This is a genomic window from Ignavibacteriota bacterium, from assembly GCA_016707525.1.
Taxonomy (GTDB): Bacteria; Bacteroidota; Ignavibacteria; order UBA10030; family UBA6906; genus JAGDMK01.
On sequence record JADJHP010000014.1, the window covers coordinates 68,269 to 90,410 of the forward strand.

The following is a 22,142-nucleotide window of genomic DNA, read 5'->3' on the forward strand; positions in this document are numbered from 1 at the left end:
CGGTGGTGGTGTACCGGGGCATGCCGAATATGATCTTCCCGGAAGTCCTTTTCCATCCGGGCGCGCAGAATGCCATCGACGCGTGGTATCCAAGGGGCCCCTCAAGGTCACGTCCGGACGGTCACGGATGACAAAAGTGGGAGGCCGCTGGGAGTTCTATCCCAGATATGCCACTATGACCATGGTGAAACAAGACCATGCGATACTGGTTCCTCTATGAAGGTGTCCCGGGGGGGACACTTCAGTGGTGATGACTGACTTTGTTACCCGGTCGAATGGGACCCAGACAAACCTCTGGGAGACGTGGTCGGCGGATCTGTCCGGAGAAGAGTGGGTCTATTTCGGCGACCCCGGTTTGCGTCGTTCTCTCTTTCTGGCCCACCACGAAAGTGATGCGGCCATGGATCACTATCACAACTTCAACGACAGTATGACGGTCTTTGGGTTCGGCCGGAGCAATGATCCGCTTGAGGCAGAGATGAACACCGGTCCTCAGCACTTCACCTTGGGTTCTTGAACGACACCTCGTTCACGAAAAGCGGGGATTCGATCAATTCCGCCTACAAGCTCGCTCACCGTCTCTCCTCGGGCAGCCCGGAATTCCCGGGTCCCGATGTGCCGGTGTTGGCTTCGCCCGCCAATGCTGCAACCAATGTCGCTGTGCCTGCGTTGCTGCGATGGAGAACTGCCGACCGTGCAACGGGGTATCGCCTGCAGGTTGCCACATCCAATACATTTTCGACCGGCGTGGTTCTGGATGACTCGACGATCACGGACACAACAAAGAGCGTGAGCGGCCTCTCCGGGAATACGATGTACTACTGGCGGGTCAGCGCCCGCAACGGTGCTGGCGTGAGTGCCTTCACCGCAACCCGGTCGTTCCAGACCGGCCTGGAGACCCCGGCGCTCGTCGCACCGGCCAATGGCGCCACCGGGCGTGTTCAGCCCGTTCAGCTCTCCTGGTCGGCGGTGAGCGGTGCGACAGGGTACCATGTGCAGGTGAGCAACGAATCCGGCTTCTCGTCGGGATTGATCGTGGACGATGCGTCGGTATCCTCGACCTCGCGGTCGGTGTCCGGTCTTCAGGCTTCAACCCTCTATTACTGGCGCGTGGCAGCACGCGACGGAAGTGGCGACGGATCGTATGCGGCCGCCCGCACCTTCACGACCCGTAACAGCAACGTCCCGCATCGTCACCGGACTCGAGCAGAGCACGACGTACTACTGGCGTGTGAGCGCGGGCGATGCCGGTGGGGAAGGCCCGTTCTCTTCGGTGCGGGCGTTCTCGACGCTGTTCCCGGCACCAACGCTGCTGAGTCCGGCTCCCGGCGCGACCGGACAGCCTCTGAGCATCACGCTGCAGTGGAACAAGGTGAATGGCGCGCTCCGGTATCACCTGCAGTTGGCCTCGGATAGCGCGTTCACTGCATTCATCAAGAATGATACGACCATCACGGATTCCGTCCGGCTGGTCCCCGGTCTCACCAACAGCACGTGGTACTACTGGCGTGTGGCCGCAAAGACCAACACCGTGACGGGCCCGTTCTCGGTCACCCGAACGTTCCGGACCATCGGTGTCATGCCCGGGGCGGTGACCCTCGTTGCCCCGGCGATGGACAGCAAGTTCAAGCCGGACAGCGTTCGGTTCACCTGGCGGCGGGCAACGAGCGCAACCCGTTACACTCTCGAAGTGGGGCTCGATTCCCTGTTCCAGGTCCATCTGGTGGATTCAACTCTCACAGATAGCACGAAAGTGGTGCATGGACTTCTGCTGAATGCAAAGGTCTGGTGGAAGGTCCGGGGCGGAACTGCTGAGGGTTGGGGACCGTTCAGTGAAGTGCGGCGGCTTTCGATGGATGGGACGACCGGTCTCCAGGCGAACTCGGAGATACCGGGGTCGTACGCTCTGAACCAGAACTACCCGAATCCGTTCAACCCGTCCACCATGATCGCCTACGATCTGCCGGCGGCCGGCACGATGCGCCTCGAGGTGTTCAATATGCTGGGCGAATCTGTGGGACTGCTGGTGGATGAGTACCGGACGGCGGGGCACCATGAGGTGCGGTTCAATGCCGATGGGTTGTCGAGCGGTACGTATTTCTACAGGATGACGGCGAACGGGACGGTGATCACGCGGCGGATGCTCTTGCTGCGCTGACGGTCCTGAATATGGCGTTTTTCCGTCCCCGGGGGGGGAGTGCCGTTCGCCCCCGGGGACGGGTATGTGTGTTCTTCAGCCGAATTATGTATATTGTCACCTGACCCTGTGCATCACGTGTGACCGCAGACACACCGGAAATGGCGGAGGGATGCTATCTTGGTGGCATACCGGTCGCTTCGTTCACACTTTCTTTCACTTGGGAGGATTCCATGCGGATCCGTTCATTGTATAGTGCAGTTGCTGTCCTGAGCCTGCTCCTGCTCTCGTCGCCGGCCCTGTTCGCACAGGTCGACCACTTCGCAGTCACGGCCGCAGGCGGTGGTGCCATCGGCACGCAAAACGCTGGTGATGCGTTCGCGATCCGTATCACCGCACAGAAGGCCGACAACTCGACCGAAGCATCGTTCACCGGCAAGGTCTTCATTTCGTCGACCGGTACGCTGACCGCGGGGGGCGACTCGACGGTAGCGTTTGTCAACGGTGTGCTCTCCTCTCATTCCGTTACGATCGGGAATACCGGTAACTTCACCATCACCGCAGCCCACCCCCTCGGGAGCGGAACAAGCGCCTCGTTTCCGGTGATCGCAACCGTCTCCGACGATTTCAATAGACCCAATCTCGATACTTCCCGCTGGACCTTCACGGATCCAGTTGGCGATGCAACCCTGACCATGGTGGGCTCGGGCACGGCCAACGCACGGTTATCGCTGGCGATCCCCGCCAATGTGCAGCACGACCTCTGGACGGGCATCAACAATGCGCCGCGCGTGATGCAGTCCGCGAAGAACAGTGACTTCGTGCTCCAGACCAAATTCGATTCGGGAGTGCTTTCCGCATATCAGATCCAGGGTGTGCTCGTTCAGCAGGATGCCAATACGCTGATCCGCTTCGACCTGAGCAGCAGCGGAACGAATACCTACATCTACGCCGCCAGCAGCACGGATGGTTTTGCGACGGTGCCGACGACCCGTCTGGAAAGTACGCTTGCAGCAGCCGGCGGCCCGGCACCGATCTACCTCCGCATCACGCGTGCCGGCAACACCTGGACGGTGGCCACATCGACGGATGGTTCGAGCTTCACGAGCTACACCAGTTTTGACGTCACCCTTGCGGTCTCCCAGGTCGGCCTCTTCGCGGGCAACGCGGGAGCTCCTGCTCCGGCGTTCACGATGCTCGTCGACTACTTCTTTGACAATGCTCTTCCGGTGGCATCGGAAGATGGCGGGTCGGTGAGCGATGCCATCGCACCGTTTGTGTACAACATCTCTTCACTGGCCGGGGGATCGGCGATCCGCCTGAGCTGGAAGACCGATGAGCCGTCGACAAGCAAGGTGGAGTACGGAACAACGGTGTCCTATGGCAGTTCGGTCGTCGACGATACGCTTCGCACGGTCCACGTCGTGCAGATCAATGGATTGAGCAATTCGACGCCCTATCATGCGCGGATCATCGCGACCGATGTTTCCGCCAATGTGTTTACTTCGGCGGATCTGATGGACACGACAACCGTGCCCACGCCTCCGACACTCTCGATCTGGCAGGGGACGAACCAGACCTTTGGTACGATCGGTGTGCCCCAGCGCTGGGCGAACATCCTGGGCAATATCTCCGATCCGTACGGTATCGACACGCTGGTCTACCGGCTCAACAACGGTTCGCCTGTCACGCTCACGCGCGGTCCGGACCTCCGCCGTCTGCAGAACACCGGTGATTTCAATGTGGATCTCGGGTTTACGGACCTGGCCGCGGGAGCCAACACACTTGCCATCCATGCCCGGAACGTGTTCGGGGACGCGGCTGATACGACGGTGACAGTGAATGACAATGCCGGCGCCGTGTGGCCGTTGCCGTACAGCGTATCCTGGGGATCTCCCACCAGCCTCAAGGATTCCGTGCAGGTCGTGGACGGCAAGTGGGAGCTGGTGGATGGGAAAGCACGTGCGACCGAGCGCGGCTATGACCGTTGTTTCGCGATCGGCGACACGACATGGCAGGATTACGAAGCGACGATGAAGCTGACCGTGCGCGGGCTCGACTCGACCTCGAAGGGGTTCGATTCACCGAGCAATGGCCCGGCCGTCGGATTCCTGATGCGCTGGAAGGGACACTCGACCAATCCGATCGCTGGCCAGCCGCTGGCGGGGTATCTGCCTCTTGGCGCTGTGGGTTGGGTGCATTGGACGAGCACGAGTTCGAGCCGTTGGGAGCTTCTGGGCAACAATCTGTCGGAGGAAGGCCTCTCCTCGCCTTCCGGCGTGGAGTTCGACACGACGTATTACTTCAAGATGCAGGTCCGCACCATCGCGGGGCAGGGTGGATATTATCGCTTCAAGGTCTGGAAGGCAAGCGAAAGTGAACCGGCTGCCTGGAAGCTGAGTGCGCAGGAAGGGCTTTCCGATCCCCAGAATGGCTCCTTGCTCATTCTGGCGCATCACGTCACGGTGGACATTGCCGAGGTGAGGGTGACGGCGATCCCGACCGATCTCATCGGTCCGATCGTATCAGGAGTGACCTCGGAGACGGGTGCGACGTCAGCGTACATCACCTGGACCACGGACGAGCCGGCGAACGGCCGCGTGGCGTATGGCCTGACAAGTTCGTATACGGACACCGCGCAGGTCAGTGGAACGCTCTCCCTGGCGCATGGTGTCCCCATTACGGGCCTCAATCCTTCGACGACCTATCATTTCCAGGTTCTGTCATCGGACGTGAGCAATAATCTCGGGACATCCAGCGACGGCACATTCACGACCGGTGCTCCTGCGGCCCCGACCACGCTGGCTTCCGATGAGTTCAACAGTACTTCTTTGAATGGTATGTGGACGTTCACCAATCCGGTGGCCGACGTGGTCTACACGACGCCGGACACGGCCCTGCATATCCCCCTGCCGTCCGGGACCGAGCATGATCTCTGGACGGGTGGGAACAACACCGCCCGCATGACGCAGAGTGTGAATAACACGGATTTTGAAGCCGAGGTGAAGTTCAATTCAGGCATCAGCGGCACGAGCACCCAATACCGGATCCAGGGGATCCTTGTGGAGCAGGATGCGAATGATCTCATCCGCTTCGACTTCACGTCGAAGCCGACCGACATCCGCGCGTATGCGGCAGTGTTCCGTAATGGGTTCGTGTTCGACTCCATCGGCGTCAAGCTGGATTCCACGCTCGCCGGTGCGGCGGGTGTTGCGCCGATCTGGCTGCGCGTGAAGAGGGAAGGGAATGTGTGGAGCCAGTGGTACTCAACAAACGGTACCACGTGGCATCTGGTCGTGCGGTTCCATCATGCCATGACGGTGGCGAGGGTTGGCGTATTCGCCGGGAACGCGGGGTCTGCACCGCCTGCGCACGATGTGATCGTGGACTATTTCCGTGCTGATGGCGTGCGCGTGAATCTGCGTGCGTTCCTGCAGGGGCCGTATGTGGCGGCGGCCGGAGAGACAATGCCCGCTCTCTTGGGAGCGAGTATACCGCAGAAGAACCCTTACGGAGTCTCCCCGTGGAACTATGCTGGCAATGACAGCCTGGTTATCCCGAGTGGTGTTGTGGATTGGGTCCTGGTTACGTTGCGGTCGGGTACTGCAGCTGCCACAGGGGTGGATACGGCGGCCGGGTTCATCAAAGAGAACGGGTCTATCGTAGGCCTGGATGGTAGTACCCCGCTTCAATTCCCTGGAGTGAAGTTTGGAAATTACTATATTGTACTCCAGCACCGCAATCACCTGTCGATCATGTCGGCGAATGCGGTTGCATTGAACAATGATACGTCGCGCTATGACTTCACGACAAGCCAGAGCAAGGCATATGGTAGCTCGGCGATGAAGGGCCTGGGTACAGGTGGTAGTGCTCCATTCGGAATGCTCGCGGGAGATGCGAACGGGTCCGGGGATATCACCATCCTTGACAGGGCACTTTGGAGGGTGCAGAACAGTGCGCTTGGATATTACAGTGCAGATTTCAATCTTTCTGGCGATGTGACGATCCTTGATCGGGCACTCTGGCGAATAAACAACTCGCTGATCAGTCAGGTGCCTTGACCTGGGTCCCGGGATTGAACGACCTTTGATTAGTTCGACTCGTCTCACTCATACATAGGAGTCACGCATGAAGCATGTCATTGTATTCCTGCTCGCACTTACGTTGACAGGTGCAGCCTTCGCCACGACCGTCGATGGTCGGGTTGTTGAAGTCACGAACAACGGATCAGTGTATAGCGTGCAGATACAGCTGAAGGTGGACGTCGCTGCGGGTTTAGGGGGTGCCACCCTTTCGCTGTCCTTCGACAATGCAAGCCTTTCGATTCCGGCAACCCCTGTTTCCGGGGCCGACTTCACCTTCCACGCATACTCGGGTGGTTCTTATTCTGTGGCATCGGTCACGCGGCCGGCTGCCAACCGGGTTACTGCGAATATTGAGTTCAATGGTGGAACGTCGACCCTCGTCAATACCACGTACACGGACGTGGTGACGATCACGTTCAGCGTTCTCAATGCTGCTGGTGCCTCGAACATGGTGTGGGTCACGACTCAGGCGATCGCGGAAGATCAGTTCACTTCTTGGACCGTTGGCACGTTCACGGGTCTGAATTCCAATCCCCTCCCCATCCAGCTCGCTTCCTTCACCGCCGCTCTCCAGCAGGCAGGCGGTGCGGTGCAGCTGAAATGGTCTACCGCCTCCGAAACCAACAACTATGGCTTCGAAGTGCAGAAGACCCTCGACAGCTCCAATGTGTACGAGACGATCGCGAACAGCTTCATCGCCGGCAACGGCACCTCCGTGGAAACGCACTCGTACTCCTTCACGGATAGCGATGTGAAGCCCGGCGTGTGGTACTATCGCCTGAAGCAGACGGATCTGGACGGCACGGTGCACTACAGCGACAAGATCCAGGCAGGCAGCGTGACCGGCGTTGCTGACCGCCCCCTGCCCACCGTATTCGCTCTGGACCAGAACTATCCGAACCCGTTCAACCCGTCCACGACCATCGACTTCGCTCTGCCGAAGGATGCCCGTGTGAGCCTCGACGTCTATAACGTGATCGGGCAGCGTGTGGCCTCCCTCGTAAATGAGGTCCTTCAGGCTGGCTATCACAGCGTCCGGTTCAACGCGGGCCAGCTCGCCAGCGGTCTGTATATCTACCGCATTGCCGCAGGTGAGGTGACGATGGTCAAAAAGATGATGCTGACCAAGTAGTCGTGCTCCGCGCTGCAATGAGGGGGTGTCGCTGACGCCCGCTCAGGGCGAGCGCTGTGGCCGAAGGAAATCTTGCTCAAGCCCCGTCCGAATACTGCCGGCCGGGGCTTGAACATCTGTGATCGGGCGAAGTTGAATTCCCCGCGCATTTTGCCTATGTTCTATCACCTCCCCGACGAACGGGGAGCAGCGAAAGGAGTCTGTGATGCCCCGCGTCACCATCGGCATGCCCGTGTACAATGGCGAACGCTTCATCGTCGAAGCGCTCGATTCCATCATGGCACAAACATACAAGGATCTCGAACTGGTGATCTCGGACAATGGGTCCACGGATGCGACCGAGGAGATCTGCCGCAGGTATGCCGCGAAGGATCCCCGTGTCCGGTACTACCGCGAGGATGTGAACCGGGGTGCCACGTGGAACTATAACCGACTGGTTGATCTCGCGAAGGGCGAGTTCTTCAAGTGGGCGGCGCATGATGACCTCATCACGCCGGACTACATCGAGAAGTGCGTCGACGTCCTCGACCGTGATCCCGGCGTCGTGCTGGCCTGCACGGATGATCAGGATATCGATGAGGAGGGGGGCCACGTCGATGCACGCCGGTACAGCCACATCCCGAGTGCGGAGAGGGGATCGTCCGACCAGGCATCGAAACGGTTCCGCAGGCTCATCAGAGATGACTATGATTGCGAACAGGTCTTCGGGCTCTATCGCACCGACCTTCTGCGCCGCACACGCATGATCCAGAGTTACACAGATTCTGACCGCACGCTGCTCGCGGAGATCGGCCTCTATGGACGGCTCTTCGAGATCCCGGAGCGCCTGTTCCTGCACCGGCAGCATGGAGGTTCCTCCTGTAAGGCGAATCCCATCTCCGGCGGATGGCACGAGCGGGCTGCATGGTTCGACCCGCGGCTCTCAGGGAAGGCGTTGTTCTCCCGGTGGAGACAATTCCGGGAGTACATCGATGCCATCGTCAAGTCCCGGCTCCCGATCTCGGAAAAGGCTGCTAGCTTCTTCTGGCTCCTGGCGTATCAGCGGGGCAGACTCAAAGGACTGTTCCGGGAGCTCATCATCGGCTTGCGATTCCTCCTCGGCCCTAAACAGTCGTAAGCACGTGCGCCCCGTTCGTGACCCGTGCGACAGGGCAACAGTTCGTCCAGTTCTGCGTCCTTGGAGAATTGTCCGGTGACAGATATCCGCTTCAGCGTCGTCATTCCCACCTACAATCGTGCCCGCCTCATCGGGCGGGCGGTCGCCTCCGTGCTGGAACAGTCCCACGCGTGTGACGAGATCCTCGTTGTGGATGATGGATCCAGCGATCGAACGCAGGAGATCGTCCGTGATATGGGCGGAAAGGTGCGTCTGATCCTTCAGGAGCACGGGGGACCGTCACGCGCACGGAATCGGGGAGTGCGGGAGGCCGCATCGGATTGGATCGCGTTCCTTGATTCGGATGACGTATGGTACAAGGACCATCTGGAGCATATCGCCGATGCGATCGTCCGGACAGAGGGACAGGCCGCGCTGTACTTCTGCGACGCGGAGTACGACTATGGGACGTACCGGTCAGGGTATTGGGCAACCATTGGCTATGCCCCTGGCGCCTTTGTGGACCTGATACGTTCCGCTTCCGACATCGCAATGCGCGGGACACACCCCATGCTGCTTCCCTTCACGGTCATCCAGAGGGAAGCGTATCTCCGATATGGGGGCCTCTGGGAAGAACTCTGGGCAGCGGAGGATACACATCTCTTCATTCGTATGTGCCTGCATGAGGCGATCTGTGCTGTGACCAGTGTGGGTGGCGTCGTAACCGCAGACGAAGCGGACCCGGCGAACCGCCTGACGATCGAGCATGATTCCGGCACCGTGAAGAGGTGGAACGGTTTCGTCCGTCTGTACCAACACCTCCTGGCGACCGAGAAGGACGCTTCCCCCGTTGTGCGGCGCGAGTTCGAGCGGCGCCTCGCACTCGGCTACTGGCGAATCGCGCGTCTCAACTGGCATGAACGCAAAGGAGAGTCCTGTCTGGCACTGCTTTCGTCCCTGCGGACGGATGCGACGGTCGTTCCCGGGGTCATGCGTGATGCGTGGGAGCGCTGGCGCCGCGGCGTGTGAGGTGGGCTAGTGGGTGGGCTCCGTGATCGTATACCGGATCCGTTCTTCGAATCCCCTTCCGTCCGGAAGTCCTTGAAGGAATCCGAGGACCATGTACCGGGAGATCAGGACCATCGACCGGATGTACAGGAACACCTTCGTCGGTCCCTTCCAGAGGGCAAGCGCCGTCACCCCGGCGGCGGATGTCAGGAGTATGATCCCGGCAAGTGTATATGCGCCGGCGACCACTGCGATGAGGGCGCCGATGAGTGGGGCGCAGAGTGCCGCCTGTTGGGCAAAGACGTGAAACGAATTGCGGATGAGCCGGCGCCAGAGCTCCGTCCCTGCGTAGCGGCGAAGGATCTGTCCCGTACCCGCGAAGTACTGTGCCTTCCGTTGAATGGCCCTGGCATCCCGGGGCTTATCGATATGATAGACCATGGGAACATCGATCCGTCGAAGTTCGAAGCCCTCCTGCATGATCATGAATCCAAGTTCGATCTCCTCCTCACCCTTGATGTACGGATTGAATGTCCCGCTCCGGTCAAGCACCGTTCTGCGGTAGAGACCGTACGAAGGGGCATTGCCCCCGATCGGTCCGAATTGAACGTCATCGGGATGATCGAGTGAGAGATCTTCCCCCGGTCGGACCCAATAGAGCCTGCCCACGATCGCCGCGAGCCGGGTGTCCTCGAGTTCTTTCAGCGCCCGCTCGATCCACCCGGGGATAAGGATCATATCGCCGTCCAGAAAGAGGATGAACTCTCCTGTGCTGACCAACGTTCCGATGTACCGTCCGGCGGCAGGTGAGAGGAGGGGACCGGGTTGCAGATGGACGATCCGGACAGGGCGCACGCGCGCGATCTCAATGGTCCGGTCGGTCGAGGCCGAATCCACAAGGATGATCTCACGGGTGAGGCCGGCAAGCTCACGGCCCAGCACCTCAAGACTCCTGCCGATCGTGGCCTCTTCATTCCGGGCGATGATGACGACGCTGAGATCCATGTGTTCCTGACCAGTTCATCCGAGGGAAGGTACGTATCTGTCGAAGATAGCCACCGTGCCTCTTAAATGCAATCATGCGGGGGACAGGGTTGGCGTTCTGAGCCTGAAATACGTATATTGCCTCGCACGTTCGGGTATGACGTGTGATGGCAGACACACCGGGTGGGGGGACAATGTGCTATCTTTAGAGGATAGTTGTTCGTTATCTCCGCGCGTATCGCTTCCCTTCGGGATCCATCAGTGTGGGTCCGGACAGCGACGGCCAGCGGATGTTGTTCCAGGATTCCCTGCTTCCTGTGAAGTACAATGAACGGATGCCGTGACCGCTGATCTGAAACAAAAGACCTTCAATGGGACCATGATCATGGGTGGCGTGAATATCACGCTGCGCGTCATCACTATGGTCTCGAGCGTTCTGCTGATGAACGTCCTCGATGTCGATGATTTCGGCATCATGGGGACGGCCATGATCGTTCTGTATACGACCAACCTGTTCGCCGGCCTGGGGTTGACCTCCGCGCTGATCCAGAGTCAGGCCAACAGGGCGCAGGTCGCCTTCCAGTCGTTCCTGGTCACCGCCGGCGTGGGCGTCCTCCTGTTCGTCATCATCTACCTCAACGTGGACACCTTTGCTGCGCTGCTCGGCAAACCGGCGATCGCTCCCATTCTTGTCTGGCTGGCGCCGCTGGTGATCATCGGCGGGCTCGGCATGGTACCGGATGCGCTGATGCAGAAACAGATGATGTTCTCACGCATCAGCCTGATCGTGATCGTTTCCGAGCTTACGTATATTGGCCTGGCGGTCGGACTTGCGTACGCCGGCTACGGCCTGTGGAGCCTGGTGTATGCGATACTCACGAAATCCCTTCTCGTACTGATCCTGGGTTGGATCCTGACACCGGGCTGGGAATGGATCACGCCCCGCCCGTGGGATGGTGCGCTGATGAAAAGACTCCTCTCCTTCGGGCTGCAGTCGACCGGCGGCGGGATCGCGACGTTCATTTACTCCCTGATCGATGTCACCGCGGTGGCACGATGGCTCGGGACCACCCAACTCGGATTCTATCAGAAGTCCTTCGATTTCACCAGCCGGACGGTGGATGGCCTGAACGGAGTTCTCGGTTCAGTCCTGCTCCCGTCCTATGTGCTGATCCAGGCCGACTCCGAGCGGCTGTCCCGTGCATATCTGAAAAGCCTGCGCCTCATCTCGTTCATTATCGTTCCCGTTGCGCTCGGCATGCTCATCGTTGCACCCGAGATGGTGGCGACATTCCTGGAACCACGATGGGAACCTATGGTCATCCCGTTCCAGGTCCTCTGCGTCGCAAGCATGATCAAGCCGCTCTCCGCGACGACGTCTGTTCTGTTCACCTCCACCGGCAAGCCCGGTTACAACCTGAAGGCCGGTATTGTGGTCATCCTTGTTCTGGTACCGATGATCGTCCTCCTGTTGCCCTACGGCATTGTCGGCGTCGCCTTTGCTGTGTTGACGGCGCAATTGCTCGGGTTCGCGTACAACATCTATCAGGTCGGACTCGTCCTCGACCGGACCGCTTCGCGAATGCCGGCCGCCATCGCGCCCTCACTGGTCGCCGCCGGACTTATGCTTGCAGGTGTCATGGCAATGAAAGGTGTCCTGTCGCAGTTCGGGATCGTTCTTGCCACCATCCCCGCCGTCATCGTTCTTGTCGCCGGCGGTGGTATCGTGTACAGTGTCGTCCTGTATCTTATGCAGCGGAACCTCGTTCGTGAGGTCGTAGGCCTTGCGCTCACCCGTTTCCGCCCCAATGCCGCCCATTCATCATAGAGAGACCAAAAGGACCCTCCGTATGAGCCAGACGCTGAGCAAGAAGTGCCCGAGTTGCGCGAAGGAAAGCATGACCGTGTTCTACGAGGTGCGGGGCGTCCCGGTCAACAGCGTGCTCCTCCTTCCAAGCCGGGAGGAAGCTGTCAATTTCCCGAAAGGGGACATCGTTCTCGGATTCTGCGAATCCTGCGGTTTCATCGGGAACATCGCGTTCGACCCGACGGAGCAGGAATACTCGGCACGGTATGAAGCGACACAGGGATACTCCGGCACGTTCAGCGCCTTCCACAAGGGGCTTGCGCAACGGTTGGTCGAGAAGTATGGCCTGAAAGACAAGACCCTTATCGAGATCGGTTGTGACAAGGGGGATTTTCTCACCATGCTCTGCGAAATGGGCGAGAACAAGGGGATCGGGTTCGACCCGGCGTATGTGCCGGATCGCATCGCGAGTCCGGCGAAGGACCGGATGACCTTCATCGCTGACTTCTATGGCGAGAAGTATCAGCAGTATGCAGCGGACTTTGTCTGCTGCAAAATGACCCTTGAACACATCCCGACCGTCGCCGATTTCATGAGAACGGTGCGCCGTTCGATCGGTGACAGGTCGGAGACCATCGTGTTCTTCCAGATCCCCGAAGTACGCCGCATCCTGAGGGAGGTTGCCTTCTGGGACGTGTATTACGAGCACTGCTCCTATTTCAGCAAGGGCTCCCTGGCGCGTCTCTTCCGGCGCACCGGCTTCGATGTCATGGAGCTCGCTACGGAATACGACGACCAGTATCTGATGATCGAGGCGCGCCCGGGGACCGGCTCAGGCCCTGCGCCGCTTCCGGAAGAGGATGATCTGGAATCGCTCCGGCAGGATGTTGCGTACTTCACGAGCACCCTGGAGACGACGCTCGGGCGTTGGCAGCGGCACCTCGCAGAGATCAGAGCCGGTGGAAGGAAGGCGGTCATCTGGGGAGGCGGATCGAAGGGGGTGGCATTCCTGACGAAACTCAACATCATGGATGAGATCCAGTACGCAGTGGACATCAACCCGTTGAAGACCGGTACGTTCATGGCCGGCACCGGGCAGGAGATCGTCGGGCCGGAATTCCTGCGGTCGTACAAACCGGACCTGATCATCGTGATGAACCCCATTTACATGGCCGAGATCGCCGCCGAACTTGCGCGCCTCGGGGTCAGTGCTGAACTCCTTCCCATCACGGCATGAGGAACTCATGAATTCGACGGCTGCCACTTCTTCCGGAGTATGCACCGCCTGCGGCTCGAACGAGATCCGCACGATCGTCAGTATCGCGCGGGTCCCGATCCACTGTAATGTCCTCTATCCGACACGGGAGGCGGCTCTCGCGGCCCCACGGGGGGACATTGCGTTGGCGTTCTGTGATACATGCGGCCACGTCTTCAACCGCTCGTTCGACCCGTCTCTTATGGAGTACACGCAGGCGTACGAGAACTCGCTGCATTTCTCACAACGGTTCCAGGAGTATGCCAGTGCGCTGGCCCACCGGCTGATCGACCGCTACCAGATCCGGGGCAAGGATGTCGTCGACGTCGGCTGCGGCAAGGGCGATTTTCTGTCGATGCTCTGCGAGTACGGCGACAACCGCGGCTTCGGCTTCGACCCGAGCTATGTTCCCGAAAACATGACGCCCGAGCGCGCGGCCCGCATGACGATCGTGCAGGATTTCTACTCCGCGCGGTATGCCAGCACCCGGGCCGACCTCATCACGTGCCGTCACGTCCTCGAGCACATCCAGCACCCGCGCGCCTTCGTGGAGAACGTCCGGCAGACCGTCGGGAGCAGGCTGGAAACCGTCGTGTTCTTCGAGGTCCCGAATGTGATGTATACGCTGAAGGACCTCGGTATCTGGGATCTCATCTACGAGCACTGCTCGTACTTCAGCCCGCCTTCGCTCCGTGAAGTGTTCCGTTCCTGCGGATTCGCGGTGAAGGAACTTCACGAACTCTATGAAGGGCAGTTCCTGGGCATCGATATGGTGGCCGCTCCGACGAGTCCTGCCGGTCAGGACCCGCAGACGCCCGCCGACGTGCGAACGATCGCAGGCTATGCACAGAAGTTCGGCGATGAATACAGCGCGAAGGTCGCACACTGGAAGGGACGGCTGGAGGAGTGGACGCGTCTCGGCAAGCGTGTGGCGGCGTGGGGAGGCGGCTCGAAGGGGGTGACGTTCCTGAATGTCCTGCAACCCGGCACGACGGTGGGCTGCATGGTGGACATCAATCCGCGCAAGCAAGGGATGTTCGTTTCCGGGACCGGGCAGCCGGTGGTTGGACCGGAAGAGCTGCGGCGCTATGCACCTGACGTGGTCGTCATCATGAATCCCGTGTACAAGGCGGAGATCACGGCGCAGCTCGCGTCCCTCGGCCTGACACCGGCGATCGAATTGGCCTGATCGCCGGCTTCCGACGGTGCGTGGAGCGCGCGCGCCGTCGGCTGAAGCGACCTACCGGAGGACGTCGTTGAGGATCGCTCCGAGCGTCGCGGCGACCGCATCCGGTGCGTGCGCCGCGACCGTTGCTCTCCCTCCCGTCGTGATACGTTCGCGTGCACCTGGATCCTCTGCCAGCGCGCGGACGCTGCGTTCGAATGTGGCCACATCAGGTGCCACCAGACAGTTCGCGCCGTCTTTGAGATCGTAGTGCTCCACCCTCGAGATGACCGCCGTGCCCACCCCCCATGCGTCCCCGATGAGTCCCCATCCGTAACGCTCAGCCGGTGAGAACACGAACAACGAACGGCCCAGTATTGCCATTGCCTGGTCCCGCGGGCAACCGCTGCTCACCTGCACGCGATCTCCGAACCTCCGCTGGAGTCCGGCGAGCATCATTGTCCCTTCTTCATCGATGGCAGGACCGACCAACTGAATGCGGAATGCCGGCATCGCCTCAAGCAGTGCCCCGTAGAACTCGCCGAGAGTCCGGGCACCTTTCCCCCGGCTGAACGAGCCAATATGCGCTGAGAAGTCGCGTTCCACTCCGCCTGGTACGAAGGCAGTCCCCGGACCCGGGTGCGGCCACGGGAGGTACCGGAGCTTGGGAAAGGCGCGCCATGCCGGGAGCCGTTGCTCTGCAGGATTTGAAACGATGATCCTGTCGCACATCCTGTGGAGCACCGCGCGTCCTACGGCACCTGCGATCCGCCGCATGGGCGGCACCCCGCCGTGATAGCGTCTCCGCAAGAACGTCAGGTCATCCAGGAAGAATTCCGTGTGCAGAACGAGCGGGGCTCCGGTGCTCCGGCGGATCGCCCGGGCGAAACGGAGATTCTCGGTCACTGCACAATAGATCAGATCGGGACGAAACGATCGTGCCAGGGCAAGGTTCTCCTCGGTTGCCTGCAGCGCTGCCGTCCGGTGGACGGTGAGAGACCCCGATTCTTCGATCATATCTGCTGACCGGTGCCCCTTCAGGACGTCCCGCGCTCCGGCGAACACGAAGCAGGAGTTGCCTGGCTGGTTACAGAACTGCCTCCAGACCATAGCCATCTCATTGATGCGGACATCGAACGCGGGATACAGGGCAAGGATGCGCATGATCGTTCATTTCACCTGGATGGATGGAGGGCCTGGGCGTAGATCTCCCGGAGCTGTTCGGCGTACGCATCCGGCGCATGACGGGTCCGGATGCTTTCCAACGCCCGCTGGCCACGCGACCGGATAAGGGAGGGGTCGCGGAGGGACGACTTCAGTGCGTTGTACACGCCTTCCACGATGGCACGGGAAGCCGCTCGCCGATCGTCAGGCGTCCGGAGCAGTGCCTGACCGAATGCATCGTGCACCAGGGAGATCAGCCAGCCCGTCTCGTTGGAATTGACCTCGGGCATCACACAAATATCGGTCGTGATGATCGGTGTACCACTCGCCTGGGCCTCCAGCGCGGAGAATCCGTAGGTATCGTCGTAGGTGGGGAGGAGCGCAATATGAGAGTTGATCAGGGCACGGAGCACGGATTCGTTGGGGAGTTCGTGGTCATGAATGAGCCAGTCTCCGGCCGAACGCATCTGCTTCTCCATCATCCGGGCATCTTCAAGGGTCGAGCCTGAAATGTAATCGCCCCACTCCAGCGAGGAGATCACATGCAGTCGGACCGGTTCACCCTCGGACCGTAGCTGCTGAAACGCCTCGACCACCTCTCTGCCACCCTTCCGCCAGAAGTCGCGCCCGACGAACGTGCATGTCACTGCTTCCTCCGACAGCTGCTTCTCCTCGTAGGAGGAGATCAACGGACGCTGGGGGGGGTGTGTGACGACGAGTTTTGCAGTCAATGCATCCCGCAGCGCGGAACCGGGTTCCAGCAGCGAGAGCTGTGCCTTCCATGCAAAGTGGCTCAGTGCAAGCAGGCGGCGGCACGCCGGGCGTGTGAGCATCTGCATCCCCCGTGCCGAGCGGGGATTCCAGCGTGGCACGTGGTGCTCGAACGACACGATACAGGGGGTATCGGAACAGCTGATGGTATTCACAAGATGCAGGAGATCGACCCGGTTGATCCCAAGATCGCAATGCAGACAATTGGTCAGACTGGTCGCTGTCGGCGGAGACGCGAGGCGTCGCTGCAGGTATGCGATGACATTGACCGCATCATAGGACCGGACATAGGTGACACCCGTGGGGATGGCGGTGAGGAGCACACGTTCTTCAACATAGCCGATGCCCTGCGTTCCGACAGTGATGTGCATCAGGAAATGGTCTGTTGTGATGAGGGGATGCGGTGCAAGTTGCGAAAATATACATGGAAGGGGAGTGAAATGCAACGGACCGGAATGAGCACGGACCGCGATGAACGCTGCGATCGTCACCGGTCACCTAACATTGTTCGTCGCAAGCGTTTGTAGAAACCAGTTCACCTTTCTTCCACGGCGGAGGCATGCAGTGACATAGGAAACGCGAAAATGGACCGCACGGGGCTGTTTCCCGGCGGTCTGCGCATGCATCGAGTCTGGCACCTCTTGTGATCTACGACACATCCAGGAAACCCATTTGACTCGGAGGATTCATGCGAGCGTTCGTTGTTGCAGTTGCCGTGATGCTGGTGATGAGTGGTGGAGAGGGGTTCGGTCGCACGTTTGTCGTGTCGCCGGCAGGGAATGACCCCGCAACAGGAACGATCGCAGCTCCGTGGCGGACGTTGGGAAAGGCCAACGCAGCTCTCCTTGCAGGGGATACGGTGCTGGTCAGGGGAGGGACGTACCCCGAGCGGATCGCACCTTCGCGTTCCGGTGCAAGTGGTTCCCCGATCGTCTACCGGGCGTTCCCGGGTGAGTTGGCCATCGTCAGCGGTGCGGATGACAGCGACCTCAATCTCCTTGCGTTGCACGGCAGCTGGGTGGTCGTGGAAGGGTTCACCTTCCGGAACCAGGATTTCTTCGACCTTCCGGGCAGGCAGGACTACTGGGTGGTGATCGAAGGTCATCACAACACGTTCCGCTACAATCGGATGATCGCGGATGGGGACGTGAACGACAATATCTACAACCGGAGTGCACTGTCGCGGGGCATCGCGGAAGCAGGTCAATACAATCTGATCGAGCACTGCTTCATTCGCGGACTCTCCTTCGGGATCGTCATTGCCGGCTCCTCACCCCGCTTCACGGTCGTGCGCTTCGATACGGTCTACGCTTGCGGTCAGAACAACATCGATGTCGGTTCCACGGCCGACGGTACCACGGCGTACCATGGCACGCTGATCGAATACTGCGTCCTTGACACGTCGGTCATCGAGGACAATATCCAGTTCGAGCCGGACTACGGCGATCCCACGACGACCCTTCACAACCGGGGGACGATCATCCGGTTCAACCGGATGGGGAATGCTGCAGAGAACGCCATCGACCTGAAGGGTGCCGGGCATACGTTCATTCAGTACAATCTGATCTATGGCTCCAGCGGTGACGATGACGGCGCCATTGGCGGCCATGATGCGGGGAGCGGTGGTGGCGTCACGGCGAACGCGAATACACCTACACGGAATACCATTGTCCGGGGGAATGTCATCTGGGACCATTCAACGGGTCTGGACATGGCAGAGGGCGATCACTACTACAACAATACCATCTTGAACAACCGCCGCACCTGGCAGGGATCCAACCAGACGAGCGGGGATTTCGCAGGGCTGCGCGCGTACAGCTATCCAAACACCAAACGAGCGTTCCTGAACAACATCGTTGCCGGCCAGCCGAACCGTGGGGTCTTTGACTGGATGATGGACTGGGGAGACAAGTTCCATCTCGATAATAATCTGTACTTCGATCAGGGTGCGGCTGTTCGATTCTACCATCGCATGAACGGCTCCATGGTGACGACGCAGAGCCTGGCCTCCTGGCAAAGCGCCCTTACCACCTATGGAGGATATGGCTATCTGCAGGGGAAGGATGCCCATTCCGTCGAGGCCGATCCCGCATTCGTCAATGCTCCGATCTACGCAGCAGGATTTGATCCCGCCTGGAATTTCACCCCGGGCGGTGGCTCGCCTGCCATCGATGCGGGAAGTGCGCTGACCGCCGCCGTGGGGACAGGGACCAACACCAACGTGATCGTCGTCGGCGATGCGTATTTCTTCTGCGACGGTTTCGGGATCATCGATGGGGACCTGATCAGGATCGGATCCGATCCTGCCGTCCGCGTCGTTGCGATCAACTACGCGACGAACACCATAACGCTTGCTGAACCCCGGACCTGGGGGAATGGAGCGCCTGTGTATCTGGACTTCAACGGCAATGGCCCCGACATTGGTGCGGTGGAATCGGGGACGGCTGCCGTGACGCCCTCAGCTCCGGCTCCGGCACGGCTCATGCTGCCGGAGGATGGCGCTCAGGATGTCGGAAGTGCAAGCTATCTCACGTGGGAGGCACCCTCCAGTGCAGTGAGTTATCACATCCAGGTCGCGTTGACCAGCACCTTCACGAGCACTGCGGTCAATCAGGCCGGCATCATCGGTACGTCCTATCCCGCTGGCGCGTTGGCCGGCGGAACAACCTACTACTGGCGTGTGCGGGCGGCGAACACGGGCGGATACAGCTCGTGGTCAACGGCGCGCAGCTTCACAACGGCCGCCGGGTCCGGTGGCGACGGCAAGACCGGCGTCAATCTGCTGATCAACGGCGACTTTGAGAATGGGACGAGCGGATGGTCCTTCTTCACGAATGGCTCCGGTGCATTTTCGACGGTGTCCCCGGGCGCGGAGGGCGCATCATCGGGCCGGGTGACGATCTCGACCGGCGGCACGAACATCCAGGTCTTCCAGGGAGATCTTCCCCTGACAGCGGGGACGTACTATCGATTGACATTCTCCGCGTACTCCTCGACCGGCCATGATATGGCTCTTGGCCTGATGCAGCACACCAGCCCGTACACGAACTATGGCCTCTGGACCCGCACTGTGTGTCTCGGAACATCATGGCGGACCTATACCGTGTACATGCTGGCACAGAATTTCTCCGGTTCGGTCACGGACGGCCGGCTCCAGATATGGTTCCCGGCATTTGCCAGGGCGGGCGATGCCTATCATATCGACGGGCTGTCGCTGCAGGAGGTCGATCCGCCGTCCCCGCCGCCGTTGCCAACGGTGAACTTCCCGGTGTCGGGGGCTGTGGATCTGCCGTTCCCGGCCCGGATCTCCTGGAGTGGGGCGGACGCCGTGGACGAGTACCGGGTACAGATCGCGCGCGACGCCCAGTTCGCGACGATCGTATGCGACACGCTGGTTGCCGACACTCTGGTTGAGGTGCAGGCCCTGGACCCGGCGACACAATACTTCCACCGTATCCAGGCTCAACATGTCGGCGGCACATCATCCTTTTCGCCCGTGCGCTCCTTTACCACGGCCGTAACGAAGACGGCGGTCGAGGAAATCGATGGGCTTCCGGAACGGATCGTCCTTGATCAGAACTATCCGAATCCGTTCAACCCCACGACCATGATCCGCTACCGGTTGAATGCCGCCACGAAGGTCCGTCTGGCGGTGTATAATACCCTGGGAGCCGAGGTCGCTGTTCTGGCGGACCACGCTATGCCCGCTGGCGAGCACGAGGTGCCCTTCCAGGCTTCATCGCTCGCGAGTGGGACGTATTTCTACCGGCTGATCGCAGGGGGCGTTGTGGAGACCCGCCGGATGCTGCTCGTTCGATAAGTGGTGTGCCGTGAGGCCGTGGCCCTCAAAGGGCCACGGCTTCCGCACGTGATCCCCCTTTCCCTCCTGCTTGCAAGTCTCTCTCCCGCCACATACATTGAGTCTGTCTTCTTTGTACTACTCTCGGGAGTCGCTATGCCGGCCATGCCTTTGCTGCACAAGATCATCTACGGAGCCCTTGCTGTTCTCGGGATCTCGTTCTGGTTCGTGATCGGGTTTCCCTTCGCGAATCACAACGAGTCGTTCGTTATCGTGACGCAGCTCGAACATATGAGTTTCAGCGACGTCCTCGTGGACAGGATCTACCCCGTGGCGAACTACCGGCCGCTGGGTCAGGCGGTGGCATGGCTCGGGTACACCCTGAGTGGGGGATCGATCGCACCCGTCCAACTCTTCAATTATATCGTTGCCGCGGCGGCCTGGTTGGTGCTCTTCGGCGCACTCCGCGAGCGGCGGGTGTTCGGCCTCGCAGCGCTGATCGCTGGAGGTGTCTTCTTCTCCGGCTACATCTATCTGTTCCATTTGCACGGAGTGTTCTACAGTCCATTCCTGCTGTTCATGGCCATGCTGTTCCTCATCGAGACCCGGCCGCTCTCGCGGCCACTGTTGCTCGCCGTGAGCCTCACCGGCCTTGTCGCAGCGTTCTTTCATCCCTATGCCCTCCCGGTGTATATCGCAGCCCTGATCGGCTTCATTCTCGAGCGGCCGGCAGAGTTCCGCCCGTATCGCATGGTGACCATCGGTGGGTTGGCTGTGGCATTCGGACTCCTCGTGTTCATGGTCATCCTGCCCAGGCATGAGAGTGCCATGACGTTGCCGGAAATGCTTGCGGGCCTGGTGACATCATACCGGATGATCGAAGTGAACACCGCGGTTTCGGCAGTGGCCGCGGTGTTCACGGTACTGACCGGGTTGAGCCTTCCTGCGAAGGTACTTCGACCGACGACGGGGGCGATCGGTGCCGCGATCCTGGCCGCGGTGGTCTGGCTGATGGGAATGCCGCTTCTGGCAGCGTGGATCTTCCTCTGTCTCGTCAAAGCTGTCCTCATGCGGAAATGGTGGCTCGTGTTCGTCCTCGGTGGAGCCTCGCTCCTCCCGGCTCCAGCCGCCACCGGGTCCCCGACCTATGCGGTCTTCGTGATCCTGATGTGTACCGGCACCCTTGCCCTGGGATGGTCGGAAGCGGAGCGATGGGTCCGGGAGCCCGTCGCTCGCCTGGGTGCCGTGGCGGTGGTTGCTGCCCTTCTGCTTCTCGTGCTGCTCCGGACCGGTGTCACGGTTCCCGGGGTCTCGCGGCTCGCCGCGCCGATCATCGCAGAGAAGGAAAAGACCTATCAGCTGGAGGAGATCGCGCGATGGCTTGCGGCCTCCCCCTATCGTGACCATGAACCGGTCTTCCTCCGCTCTTCCTCGAACCCGCGGGGGGCAACCGACATCGTGGACCGGCGTTTCCGGACCCCAACCAATCAGGAATACCTCTCCAAGTACATGCGCATGATCCGTCGTGGGGAGGCCGCTCAGGGCCGGGTTGTCTACCTCGGATTCGGCGGGGAGGATATGCCCGGAGGGACCCGAATCCTGGAATTGAACTCACAGTATGGTGGCTCGGCCAGCGTCTATCTCCCCCCGCAGGACTGATCATTGGCTCCAAGAGAGCTTTCTTGCAATTGAGTCGGTCCGTATCTATATTTTTGACTACCCCTTGTCATTCGTCCATG

14 protein-coding genes are annotated in these 22,142 nt (G+C 60.3%); 11 read left to right on the forward strand and 3 right to left on the reverse strand.

Going from position 1 to position 22,142, the window contains the following annotated elements; genetic code table 11:
• Positions 1-244: 244 nt before the first annotated feature.
• The 6 genes from IPI01_18425 (at position 245) to IPI01_18450 (ending at position 9,479) form a co-directional block, all read left to right on the forward strand.
• Complete coding sequence (locus IPI01_18425; GenBank protein ID MBK7259733.1) at positions 245-517, forward strand: hypothetical protein; 273 nt, start codon at positions 245-247, stop codon at positions 515-517.
• Between the two features lie 714 nt (positions 518-1,231).
• Entirely contained in the window at positions 1,232-2,158 is a 927-nt protein-coding gene (locus tag IPI01_18430) for a T9SS type A sorting domain-containing protein (protein ID MBK7259734.1), read from the forward strand.
• Between the two features lie 212 nt (positions 2,159-2,370).
• The gene (locus IPI01_18435) at positions 2,371-6,198 is read left to right on the forward strand and encodes a hypothetical protein (protein ID MBK7259735.1); all 3,828 of its coding nucleotides are present in this window, start codon (positions 2,371-2,373) and stop codon (positions 6,196-6,198) included.
• 67 nt (positions 6,199-6,265) lie between these two features.
• The gene (locus IPI01_18440; protein ID MBK7259736.1) at positions 6,266-7,354 is read left to right on the forward strand and encodes a T9SS type A sorting domain-containing protein; all 1,089 of its coding nucleotides are present in this window, start codon (positions 6,266-6,268) and stop codon (positions 7,352-7,354) included.
• 205 nt (positions 7,355-7,559) lie between these two features.
• Positions 7,560-8,471, forward strand: coding sequence for a glycosyltransferase (locus IPI01_18445; GenBank protein ID MBK7259737.1), 912 nt, complete (start codon positions 7,560-7,562; stop codon positions 8,469-8,471).
• 75 nt (positions 8,472-8,546) lie between these two features.
• Positions 8,547-9,479, forward strand: coding sequence for a glycosyltransferase family 2 protein (locus IPI01_18450; GenBank protein MBK7259738.1), 933 nt, complete (start codon positions 8,547-8,549; stop codon positions 9,477-9,479).
• Between the two features lie 6 nt (positions 9,480-9,485).
• Here IPI01_18450 and IPI01_18455 read toward each other — a convergent pair whose 3' ends face one another.
• Entirely contained in the window at positions 9,486-10,463 is a 978-nt protein-coding gene (locus IPI01_18455; protein ID MBK7259739.1) for a glycosyltransferase, read from the reverse strand.
• Between the two features lie 319 nt (positions 10,464-10,782).
• Between IPI01_18455 and IPI01_18460 the strand changes: the two genes are divergently transcribed.
• The 3 genes from IPI01_18460 to IPI01_18470 all read left to right on the forward strand — a co-directional run bounded on the left by IPI01_18460 (position 10,783) and on the right by IPI01_18470 (position 14,693).
• Positions 10,783-12,270: a lipopolysaccharide biosynthesis protein gene (locus tag IPI01_18460; protein ID MBK7259740.1), complete on the forward strand. Its 1,488-nt coding sequence runs from the start codon at positions 10,783-10,785 to the stop codon at positions 12,268-12,270.
• Between the two features lie 70 nt (positions 12,271-12,340).
• Entirely contained in the window at positions 12,341-13,486 is a 1,146-nt protein-coding gene (locus IPI01_18465) for a methyltransferase domain-containing protein (protein MBK7259741.1), read from the forward strand.
• A 7-nt stretch (positions 13,487-13,493) separates the two neighbouring features.
• A complete protein-coding gene (locus IPI01_18470) occupies positions 13,494-14,693 on the forward strand; it encodes a methyltransferase domain-containing protein (protein ID MBK7259742.1) in 1,200 nt (399 codons plus the stop codon).
• 51 nt (positions 14,694-14,744) lie between these two features.
• Here IPI01_18470 and IPI01_18475 read toward each other — a convergent pair whose 3' ends face one another.
• Positions 14,745-15,833, reverse strand: coding sequence for a hypothetical protein (locus tag IPI01_18475; protein MBK7259743.1), 1,089 nt, complete (start codon positions 15,831-15,833; stop codon positions 14,745-14,747).
• Positions 15,834-15,844: 11 nt separating this feature from the next.
• Positions 15,845-16,975 carry a glycosyltransferase family 4 protein gene (locus tag IPI01_18480; protein ID MBK7259744.1) on the reverse strand — a complete coding sequence of 377 codons (1,131 nt, stop codon included), beginning with the start codon at positions 16,973-16,975 and terminating at the stop codon, positions 15,845-15,847.
• A gap of 317 nt (positions 16,976-17,292) precedes the next feature.
• On the opposite strand from IPI01_18480, the gene IPI01_18485 reads away from it, so the two are divergent.
• Together IPI01_18485 and IPI01_18490 are read left to right on the forward strand one after the other, a co-directional pair.
• Positions 17,293-20,424: a carbohydrate binding domain-containing protein gene (locus IPI01_18485; GenBank protein ID MBK7259745.1), complete on the forward strand. Its 3,132-nt coding sequence runs from the start codon at positions 17,293-17,295 to the stop codon at positions 20,422-20,424.
• A 135-nt stretch (positions 20,425-20,559) separates the two neighbouring features.
• On the forward strand, positions 20,560-22,062 hold the full coding sequence (locus tag IPI01_18490) for a hypothetical protein (protein MBK7259746.1): 1,503 nt from the start codon (positions 20,560-20,562) through the stop codon (positions 22,060-22,062).
• The last annotated feature ends 80 nt before the right edge of the window (positions 22,063-22,142 follow it).